The following is a 10,321-nucleotide window of genomic DNA, read 5'->3' as shown; positions in this document are numbered from 1 at the left end:
GGCGGAGACATCCGGTCATCCCCGCCGCAGGCGCCGCTCCTCCCCCGCATGGCCGGCCGGTCCGGACACGCCTCCCGTGACGGGGAAAGACGGGACGGAGCGTGCGGGAGGAAAGTGGAAATGTCAATGATTATTTTCCTATCAGCGCTTTGATGGGCGCGACGGCGCAATGAATCTTCGGCCCTTTCAGAGGCGACGACTTTCGCCGCCGGGGGCACTGACGCAACCCGGCGCCGCCGCCTATATTCCGCCCATGCCCAAGCCGTCCCGTTCCCGCGGCTTCAGCGAATCGCGGCAGGCCGCGTATTCCGCTGACGCTCCCGTCGACCTGACCGACGTCACGCCTGACGCCGACCTTCTCCGCGCTCTCGGACGCGGCGCGGGAGCGGCGGACGAGGCGCGCCGCAAGGTCGCCGACCGCGCGACCGCGAAGGCGGCGAGCGTCGGGCCGGACGCGGACGTCGTAACGCCCACGGCGCCGTCGTCCTCCGGCTTGACCGGAGGACCCATCTCGGGCGTCGAGCATGGCGGCGGCATGGATGGTCCGGTCGAGCCGGACCATGACGGCGATGGATCTGATGGCGCGCGGCCGTCACGCCTCCCCCCGGCCCTCTCCCGCAAGGGGAGAGGGGGCGCAGCGGCGGTTGCAGGCAAGGCCGCGCCTGCGAAGGAGAAGGGCAAGCGCAAGCAGCTGACCGCCTCGGTTCCGGCGACGCCCGATCCGCAGAAGGCGCCGCGCGGGTTCGGCGCGGTTCCGGAGACCGACCTCGCGGCGCTGCCGGCGGATTTCGATCCGTCGAAGAGCGTCTCCGCCACCGTCGCGGCGCTCGAGGACCTGATCCAGCACGGGCGACCCGAGCTGCAGGGCAAGCCGTGGGTGCCGCACCGCCCGGCTCGTCCGGACAAGCTGGAGAGCGGTCAGAAATTCGTGCTGGCGAGCCCGTTCGAGCCCAAGGGCGACCAGCCGACCGCGATCGCCGAGCTGGTGGACGGTATCCGCCGGCAGGAGCGCGACCAGGTCCTTCTGGGGGTCACGGGATCGGGCAAAACCTTCACGATGGCGAAGATCATCGAGGAGACCCAGCGCCCGGCGCTGATCCTCGCGCCGAACAAGACGCTGGCGGCGCAGCTCTACGGCGAGTTCAAGTCGTTCTTCCCGGAAAACGCGGTGGAGTACTTCGTCTCCTATTACGACTACTACCAGCCCGAGGCCTATGTGCCGCGGTCGGACACCTATATCGAGAAGGAATCCTCGATCAACGAGCAGATCGACCGCATGCGCCATTCGGCGACGCGGTCGCTGCTGGAGCGCGACGACGTCATCATCGTGGCCTCGGTGTCGTGTATTTACGGTATTGGTAGTGTCGAGACTTACACGTCCATGACCTTCGTGCTGAAGGTCGGCGAGACGGTCAGCCAGCGCCAGCTGATGGCCGACCTCGTGGCGCTGCAGTACAAGCGCGCCGACGTGAACTTCGTGCGCGGAACCTTCCGGGTGCGCGGCGACACGATCGAGGTGTTCCCGGCGCATTACGAGGACCGGGCGTGGCGCGTCGGCCTGTTCGGCGACGAGATCGAGACCATCCAGGAGTTCGACCCGCTGACGGGCCAGAAGATCCAGGATCTTTCGGCGGTGAAGGTCTACGCCAACTCGCATTACGTGACGCCGCGGCCGACGCTGAATCAGGCGATGAAGGGCATCAAGGACGAGCTCAAGGCGCGCCTCGCCGAGCTCACCAAGATGGGCCGGCTGCTGGAGGCGCAGCGGCTGGAGCAGCGCACCCAGTTCGACCTTGAGATGATGGAGGCGACGGGAAGCTGCGCCGGCATCGAGAACTATTCGCGCTGGCTGACGGGCCGCAAGCCGGGCGAGCCGCCGCCGACGCTGTTCGAATACCTGCCCGACAACGCGCTGGTCTTCACCGACGAGAGCCACGTCACCATCCCGCAGATCGGCGGCATGTATCGCGGCGACTTCCGCCGCAAGGCGACGCTCGCCGAATACGGCTTCCGCCTGCCCTCCTGCATGGACAACCGTCCGATGCGCTTCGAGGAGTGGGACGCGATGCGGCCGCAGACGGTGCACGTCTCGGCGACGCCGGGCTCCTGGGAGATGGAGCAGACCGGCGGCGTGTTCGCCGAGCAGGTGATCCGGCCGACCGGCCTGGTCGACCCGCTGATCGACGTCCGCCCGGCCCGCAGCCAGGTCGACGACCTCTTAGGCGAGGTGAAGGAGGTCGCGGCCAAGGGCTACCGCTCGCTCATCACCGTGCTGACGAAGCGCATGGCGGAGGATCTAACCGAGTATCTCCACGAGCACGGCGTGCGCGTGCGCTACATGCATTCCGACATCGACACGCTGGAGCGCATCGAGATCATCCGCGACCTGCGGCTCGGCGCCTTCGACGCGCTCGTCGGCATCAACCTGCTGCGCGAGGGCCTCGACATCCCGGAATGCGCGTTGGTCGCGATCCTCGACGCCGACAAGGAGGGCTTCCTGCGGTCGGAAACCTCGCTGGTGCAGACCATCGGCCGCGCGGCGCGCAACGTCGACGGCCGCGTCATCCTCTACGCCGACCACGAGACCGGCTCGATGCAGCGCGCGATGGCCGAGACCGGCCGCAGGCGCGAGAAGCAGCTCGCCTACAACGCAGAGCACGGCATCACGCCGGAGACCATCAAGCGCGACATCTCCGACGTCATGAACTCGATGTATGAGCGCGACCGCGTGACGGTGGACAAGGGCTTCGCCGAGGACGCCCCCGCCTACGGCCACAACATGAAGGCGACGCTCGCCGACCTCGAGGCCCGCATGCGCAAGGCGGCCGGCGACCTCGAATTCGAGACCGCCGCGCGCCTGCGCGACGAGATCAAGCGCCTGCAGGCGACCGAGCTGATGATCTCCGACGATCCGCTGGCCCGTCAGGCCTTGATCGACGCCTCGACCGGCGGCTACGCCGGCGAGCGCAAATATGGACGCTCGGCGAACACGCCGCCCAAGTCGCCGGCGAGCAAGTCGCGGGTGACGAAGCCCTCGCTTGACGACATGGGCCCCGGCACCGACCGCGCGACGCCGCTCCAGCCGGTCCTGTCGCTGCCGGCGAAGCCCGACAACATGACGACGAACTACCGCCCGGGCGGAAGGCGGCAGCCGGGTAAGCGGCGGTAGCGGCGGACCAATCGGTTCGAACGCTGGCGCCGGAGGCGCCTCCTCGCGCTGCATTAGCAAAATTTCATTGGAACAATGAAAGGGGCGCGGCGCTTTCGGTTGCATGCGGCTTTAGGCGCCGTCTGCGACAGAGGAGACGCGCATGTCATCGACCGGCCAGCAGCCGCTGAAGACCGCCAGCATCGCGGATATCAAGATCAGCCGCGGGACGGGCGGCGAGACCCACCAGATCGCCGAGGGCGACACGCCCGTCCTGACCACCGCTCACGGCATCCCGGTCGCGGACGATCAGAACTCGCTCAAAGCCGGCGAACGGGGTCCGACTCTGATCGAGGACGGTCACTTCCGCGAGAAGATCTTCCACTTCGACCATGAGCGCATTCCGGAGCGCGTGGTTCACGCTCGCGGCTACGGCGCGCACGGTTTCTTCGAGCCCTACCGGTCGCTGTCGGACATCACCGCGGCCGACCTTTTTCAGCGGGCGGGCGAGAAGACCGAAGTCTTCGTCCGGTTCTCGACCGTCGCCGGCAACAAGGGATCCCCCGACCTCGCGCGCGACGTGCGCGGCTTCGCCGTGAAGTTCTACACCAAGGAGGGCAACTGGGACCTCGTCGGCAACAACATCCCGGTGTTCTTCATCCAGGACGCGATCAAGTTCCCCGACCTGATCCACGCGGCCAAGCAGGAGCCGGACCGCGGCTTTCCGCAGGCCCAGACCGCGCATGACAATTTCTGGGACTTCATATCGCTCACGCCGGAAGCCATGAACATGGCGCTGTGGATCATGTCCGACCGGACGATCCCGCGCTCCTTCCGCTTCATGGAAGGCTTCGGCGTCCACACCTTCCGGCTGGTCAACGCCGATGGCGCGTCCACTTTCGTGAAGTTTCACTGGAAGCCGAAGCTCGGCCTGCAGTCCAAGGTCTGGAACGAGGCGGTCAAGACCAACGGCGCCGATCCCGACTTCCACCGCCGCGACCTGTGGGACGCGATACAGGCCGGCGACTTCCCGGAATGGGAGCTGGGGCTTCAGCTTTTCGACGATTCCTTTGCGGACGAGTTCCCGTTCGACGTGTTGGACGCGACCAAGATCATCCCCGAGGAGCTCGTGCCGGTTCAGATCGTCGGGCGACTTGTGCTGGACCGTGTGGTCGACAACTTCTTCGCCGAAACCGAGCAGGTCGCCTTCATGACGCAGAACGTCGTGCCAGGCATCGACTTCACCAACGACCCGCTGCTGCAGGGCCGGAACTTTTCTTATCTCGACACGCAGTTGAAGCGTCTCGGCGGTCCGAACTTCTCTCACATCCCGGTCAACGCGCCGCGCTGTCCGTTCGCGCATTTCCAGCAGGACGGCCATATGGCGATGCGCAATCCCGTCGGCCGCGCGAATTACGAGCCGAACTCGTGGGGACCGGCGGGCGGCCCGCGCGAAAGCCCGCAGAAGGGCTTCCAGACGTTCCCTGAGGACATGACCGGCGTGAAGCGCCGTGTCCGCGCCGAACTCTTCGCCGACCATTACAGCCAAGCGCGTCAGTTCTATATCAGCCAGACCGAGCCCGAGCAGACGCACATCAAGGACGCCTTCGTCTTCGAACTGTCGAAGGTCGAGACGCCGGAAATCCGTGGCCGCATGGTCGCGCATCTTCTGAACGTCGACAAAGCGCTGGCGGAGAAGGTCGCGGACGGTCTCGGCCTGTCGCCGCTGCCCAAGCCGGCCGATCCGGCGCGCCCGGTGATCACGGACCTGCCTGCCTCTCCGGCGCTCAGCATCGTCAAGAACGGCCCGAAATCCTTCAAGGGCCGGAAGCTCGGCGTACTGGTCACGGACGGGAGCGACGCCAAGCTCCTGAAGGCGCTGACCAAGGCCATCGACGCCGAGGGCGGGCTGGTCGAGCTCATCGCGCCCAAGGTCGGCGGCGTGAAGCTGAGCGACGGCGAGGCGACGCCGGCCAAGCAGAAAGTGAACGGCGGCCCTTCGGTGCTTTACGACGCGGTCGCGATCCTGGCGTCCGCGGACGGCTGCAAGCTGCTGATGAACGAGGCGACCGCGCGGGACTTCGTGGCCGACGCGTTCGCCCACGCCAAGTTCATCGCCTTCGCCCCGTCGGCGAAACCGCTGCTCGACAAGGCGGGCGTCGAGCCCGACGACGGCGTTTTCGAGCTGACGGGCGCCGGCGACGTCAAGACCTTCATCGCAGCGCTTGGCGAACTCAGACTCTGGGACCGCGAGAAGACGGTGCACACGGTCTGATTCCAGCTGCGCTTCACGAACGCTTGATGGCGACAAACCAGATTGAAGACGGCGAGGCGCCGATCGGCTCGCCGTCTTCTTGTCACGACGCGGTCGACTTGCGGCGAGACCGGTCGCCCCGCCCGCTCACGCGTCGCCCTTGTCTCGAAGCGTCACGCCCTTCAGTCCGGCGAGGCGGCGGGCGATGTCGTCGACGCTGGTCTGCGACAGGCGCACGAAGGAGATCAGGATGTCGTCGACTCCCTCGCTTTCGCCCGGCGTCGCGACGAAATGGCGAACCCGCGAGGCACGCGGCCCCGCGATCTCCTTCAGCACGTCGATCGTCACCGTCCCGCTCGGCGCGGAGAGGCGCAGCTCCCGCGAGCGGAAGCGGGCGTGGTAGCGCTCCTCGAGCGGCTTCACCCCCGCCAGAATGAGGAGGACGATCACCGTCGCCGCCGCGCCCGGCACATAGAGGCCGCCGCCGATCGCGAGCCCGATCGCCGCCACGCTCCAGATGCTCGCCGCCGTGGTGAGGCCGCGCACGATCTCGCCGCGCAGCAGGATCGCGCCGGCGCCGAGGAAGCTCACCCCCGATATGACCTGCGCCGCGACGCGCGAGGGATCGAGCACGACGTGGTTCTCGCCGAGAAGGTCATTAAAGCCGTAGGCTGAAACGATCATCGCGAGGCAGGCGCTGAGGCACACCAGCATGTGGGTCCGCAGGCCCGCCGCCCAGAGCTGCCGCTCGCGCTCGACGCCCACCACGCTCCCGGCGGCCGCGGCCGCCAGCAAGCGCAGGCAGAGTTCGGCGTTCGTCATGTCGCCTCCCCGTCCGCAGCGACCCTCGCCGCCGGACTCTCGAATCTGACCGCTTTGGCGGCGAACGCCAGCCCTCCCGCTCCGCGGGCGCGGGGCCGGATGATTTCCCCTGAAATCGCGCCGCCGCAGATGTTAGTCCTCGACCAACTGCTGCGAGGCGCAAGAGTCCCCGATGATCCGCATCACCGATACGCTGACTTTGGACGAGGACGAGATCGAGCTGTCCTTCGTCCGCGCCTCGGGACCCGGCGGGCAGAACGTCAACAAGGTGTCGACCGCGGTCCAGCTGCGCTTCGACGCGCGTCGCTCGCCGTCGCTGCCGAACGACGTCGCGATTCGGCTGATGGCGATCGCGGGTTCGCGACTCACCAAGGACGGCGTGATCGTGCTGACGGCGCAGGCGCAGCGGACGCAGGGCGACAACCGCGAGGAAGCCATCGAACGGCTCGTGGCGATGATCCGGGAGGCGTCGGACAGGCCGAAGCCGCGGCGGCCGACCAAGCCCTCGAAGGCCGCGAAAGGCCGCCGTGTGGACGACAAGACGCGGCGCGGCGGCGTGAAGGCGCTGCGCCGGCCGGTCGGCGGCGATTGATTACGGAATGATGTGGCGGAGGAGCCGCATATCCGGCGACAGCGCGCGGATTCCGTAGCAAAACCGTTGCAATTTCAAGCTAAGAGGCTTATGTGCACGCCAGTTCCGAAACAAAGTTCGAGGCCAATTCCTGCATATGATGAAGGCAGACACCTTCCAGTCGCGTCGCGACAGCGCCCGCGACGCCAAGCAGAAGCTGCTTGAAAGCTTCCGTACCGCCGTCAACGATCCCGCAGCCGAGCAGCGCAAGGCCGAGCGACAGGCGATCGTTCAGGCCCGCGACGCCCGCATGGCCATGAAGGCCGCCGAGGAGCGCCGCATCGCCGCCGAGAAGCTCGCCGAAGAGCAGCGCCTCGCCGCCGAGAAGGAGGCGGCCGCGGCCGCCGCAGAGGCCGAGCGCCAGGCCGCCCGCCCGAAGGTCATCAACGCCGCCAAATACGCGCTCGCCGCCAGGGTGATCGCCGACATGAAGCCGCGCAACCACGACCGCGACCAGTCCCGCAAGAGCGCGTGACGCCGGGCGGCCCGCTGGCCGGGTCGCCTGAGGTCATCAGATCGAAGAATCAAAAGCCCCGCCGACATGAAGTCGGCGGGGCTTTTTCTTTGACGCGGGCCTGACGATCCGTCCTTTCGGACGCGACCGCGACGCGGAGCGCGGCGTCGAAACGCAAAAGGGCCCGCCGACAGCTCGTCGACGGACCCTTGGTCGTTCCGGCAGAAATGCGACGGTCAGGCGGCTTCGCGATTGACGCCGCCGTCAGCGATCGAGGTGAGCTTCCGGTCGGCCGCCTTTTCCTCGTTCAGCGTCTTCTCAAGCACCGCGGCGCAGTCGGAGCGGCCGAGCTGCTTCGCCCACGCGACGAGGGTGCCGTAACGCGTCATCTCGTAATGCTCGACGGCCTGGGCGGAGGCGATGATCGCCGCATCCAGCACCTGCTTGTCCTCGACGTCTCCGGCCACGTCGTTTGCTTCCTCGATGATGCCGTTGATCGCCGGGCATTTCGTGGTCTTGATCTCGGCGCCATGCATCTCGAACACCTGCTCGACCCGGCGCACATGCTCCTCGGTCTCGCGAAGGTGATGCTCCAGGCCCTGCTTCAGAGCGGGCGCAGTCGCCTTATCGATCATTTTCGGAAGCGCCGAGAGAATCTGCTTCTCGGCGTAATATACGTCCTGCAGCTGGTGAACGAACAGGTCGTCGAGGGTTTTGATGTCTTTGGAGAAGAGGCCCATTGCTGGTCTCCTTTAAGCTGTTTGGTTGCGGGAGCGCCGCGCGGCGTCTCATCCCGCGCGCTCTGCCCTATCAACACCCACCCTGAGCTTTCGTTCCGAGCCTCCCAGCTGGACGTCGGCCGCTTCAAAATCCGCTTCCGCCCGACGCCCGCCTAGACGCGGTCGCATTCTCGCGGGAGTAAGGCGCACGGACCGAGCCGCGCGGTCCGTCTCGCCGACTCGTACGCGGCCGGAGCCTCGTCATGCGCAAAGCGTCCTGCCTCGCCGCGATCCTCATCGTCGCCGCGTCCCCGATCGCCGCCCTGGCGCAGCAGCCTGACCCCCGGCCGTCCGTCACGGTGACGGGCGACGGCATGGTCTCGATCGCGCCCGACCGGGCGATCGTGACGAGCGGCGTCGTCACGCGGGCGCCGACCGCCTCCGCCGCGCTGAAGGCGAACGCGGCGGCGATGACCAAGGTGATGGCGGCCCTCAAGGACGCCGGGATCGCCGATCGCGACGTCGGCACCTCGGGCCTCAGCGTCCAGGCGCAGTACGACTATGGCGACGGCTCGGCGCCGCGCACCCCCAAGCTGACCGGATACGAGGTCCGCAACACCGTCTCGATCCGTGCGCGCGACGTCGACAAGGTCGGCGATCTCGTCGACGCGGTGGTGGCCGCAGGCTCCAATCAGATCGAGGGCCTGGTCTTCGACGTCTCGGACCGGACCGCGAAGCTCGACGACGCCCGCAAGCAGGCCATCGCCGACGCGCGGCGCAAGGCCGAGCTCTATGCGGCGGGCGCCGGCGCGACGCTCGGGGCCCCGCTCTCGATCGACGAGCAGGACGCCGCCGGCGAAGGCCCGCGCCCGCAGATGTTCGCGCTGCGCGCGAAGAGCGCCGACGCCGCGGCCCCGACCCCCGTCGCCCGCGGCGAGCAGGAGCTCAACGTCCGCGTGACGGTGCGCTGGGAGCTGAAGTAAGCAGTCGAGAGGCCGCGCCGTCGGCCGCCCTTACTTCTCGAACGCGCCCGCGATCGTCAGCCGGAGTTCGTCGGACACCACCGGCGCGAAGGCGCCGAGGCCGAAGTCGCTGCGCTTGACCGAGCCGGTCGCCGAAAAACCGACCGTCTCGGCCTTGCTCATCGGGTTGACGCCCGCGCCTTGGAACACGGCGTCGAGCGTCACGGGCTTGGTGACGCCATGGAGCGTCAGGTCGCCGGTGATCTTCGCCGTCTGGCCGGACACCGCGACCGACGTCGACTTGAAGCTAGCGGACGGGAATTTTCCGGCGTCGAGCAGTTCCTTGCTGAGAAGGTGGGCATGGAATTTCTCGGCGGTCACGGTAAGGCCCGCCATGGGCGCCTCGATCTCCAGCTTGGCGGCGGAGGGGTCCTTGGGATCGAGGGTGAGGGACCCGCTCATCTGGCCGAACATGCCGGTGAGCGTCGAGAATCCCATGTGATCGACGGACCAGACGACCTGGGTGTGGTTCGGATCGACCTTGTAGACGCCGCCTGAGACGCGCGACGGATCGGCCGCGCCGGGCGTCTCCTGCGCCAGAACGGGCGTGGCGAGCAGCAGCGCCGCCGCGAAGGCGAGAGCGAACTTCTTCATGACAGGCGTCATCCAGCTTCGGGACGTCCTGTATGATCCAGCCCGGCGGCGCGGTGAAGCGGCGCGCGCGCAAGCGCGGCATGCGGGCGGGAGCCGCTCAGGCCCTCAGATCGTCAAGCGAGAATGACAACGCGGCCGGAGCGTGAACCGGCTGCATCCGTGCTGCGGCGTTCGCGATCTCCACGCTCGCATAGCCGTTTCCGCCCGGCTCGCGGTGCAGATGCGTCACGCGGCGGGCTGCGTCGATCACCCATAGCTCCCGTACGCCGAAACTTGCGTAGATCGCCGGCTTGCGGCGAAGATCATAGTCGAGCGAGGAATCCGCGACCTCGACGGCGAGACGCACGTCCGGGCCCTTCACGTCAGCCAACGCGATGGAGCGCGGGAAGACGATGAAGTCGGGCTCGAGATAGGTCGTCTTCGTGAGATAAAGACCGGTTTCCTGCGCGAAGTCCGCGTCGTCTGGGCATGTCCTGCCCCAGAGCCGGTTGATCCGCGTCTTGATCGCCTCGTGCCGGCTCCCCTTCGGCGACATCGGCACGAGCTCCCCGTCGAGCACCTCGAGGCGCTCGTCGTCCCGGATCAGGCCGACTTCGACCATGCGCAGGACGTCCGCGACCGTGAAGCGACGGCGCGGCAGGCCTTCAGCGAGGGGAACGGGCGCGTTCATTGGGGGA

General features: G+C 67.5%; 9 protein-coding genes. 5 read left to right on the top strand and 4 right to left on the bottom strand.

The genetic code is table 11. From position 1 onward, the window contains the following. The first annotated feature begins 253 nt into the window (after window positions 1-253). Both uvrB and katE read left to right on the top strand, forming a co-directional pair. On the top strand, window positions 254-3,169 hold the full coding sequence (uvrB, locus tag PKE75_RS05270) for an excinuclease ABC subunit UvrB (RefSeq protein ID WP_271167644.1): 2,916 nt from the start codon (window positions 254-256) through the stop codon (window positions 3,167-3,169). A 142-nt stretch (window positions 3,170-3,311) separates the two neighbouring features. Then, complete coding sequence (gene katE, locus PKE75_RS05265; RefSeq protein WP_271167643.1) at window positions 3,312-5,423, top strand: catalase; 2,112 nt, start codon at window positions 3,312-3,314, stop codon at window positions 5,421-5,423. A gap of 126 nt (window positions 5,424-5,549) precedes the next feature. Here katE and PKE75_RS05260 read toward each other — a convergent pair whose 3' ends face one another. Beyond that, a complete protein-coding gene (locus tag PKE75_RS05260; RefSeq protein WP_271167642.1) occupies window positions 5,550-6,224 on the bottom strand; it encodes an MgtC/SapB family protein in 675 nt (224 codons plus the stop codon). 172 nt (window positions 6,225-6,396) lie between these two features. Between PKE75_RS05260 and arfB the strand changes: the two genes are divergently transcribed. Beyond that, window positions 6,397-6,816 (top strand): alternative ribosome rescue aminoacyl-tRNA hydrolase ArfB, encoded by a 420-nt coding sequence (gene arfB / locus PKE75_RS05255; RefSeq protein ID WP_271167641.1) that lies wholly within the window; start codon window positions 6,397-6,399, stop codon window positions 6,814-6,816. 136 nt (window positions 6,817-6,952) lie between these two features. Further along, complete coding sequence (locus PKE75_RS05250) at window positions 6,953-7,330, top strand: DUF6481 family protein (RefSeq protein WP_271167640.1); 378 nt, start codon at window positions 6,953-6,955, stop codon at window positions 7,328-7,330. 215 nt (window positions 7,331-7,545) lie between these two features. Here the strand turns inward: PKE75_RS05250 and PKE75_RS05245 are convergent, their stop codons facing one another. Then, entirely contained in the window at window positions 7,546-8,049 is a 504-nt protein-coding gene (locus tag PKE75_RS05245) for a YciE/YciF ferroxidase family protein (RefSeq protein ID WP_271167639.1), read from the bottom strand. Between the two features lie 242 nt (window positions 8,050-8,291). On the opposite strand from PKE75_RS05245, the gene PKE75_RS05240 reads away from it, so the two are divergent. Next, window positions 8,292-9,011: an SIMPL domain-containing protein gene (locus PKE75_RS05240; RefSeq protein ID WP_271167638.1), complete on the top strand. Its 720-nt coding sequence runs from the start codon at window positions 8,292-8,294 to the stop codon at window positions 9,009-9,011. 30 nt (window positions 9,012-9,041) lie between these two features. Here the strand turns inward: PKE75_RS05240 and PKE75_RS05235 are convergent, their stop codons facing one another. Beyond that, window positions 9,042-9,644, bottom strand: coding sequence for a YceI family protein (locus tag PKE75_RS05235; RefSeq protein ID WP_271167637.1), 603 nt, complete (start codon window positions 9,642-9,644; stop codon window positions 9,042-9,044). A 97-nt stretch (window positions 9,645-9,741) separates the two neighbouring features. Further along, window positions 9,742-10,314 (bottom strand): Uma2 family endonuclease, encoded by a 573-nt coding sequence (locus tag PKE75_RS05230; RefSeq protein ID WP_271167636.1) that lies wholly within the window; start codon window positions 10,312-10,314, stop codon window positions 9,742-9,744. Between the last annotated feature and the right edge of the window lie 7 nt (window positions 10,315-10,321).

It is taken from the genome of Hansschlegelia plantiphila (assembly GCF_027922265.1).
In the GTDB taxonomy this organism is placed as follows: Bacteria; Pseudomonadota; Alphaproteobacteria; order Rhizobiales; family Methylopilaceae; genus Methylopila; species Methylopila plantiphila.
This window is presented reverse-complemented; position numbering and strand designations above follow the sequence as displayed.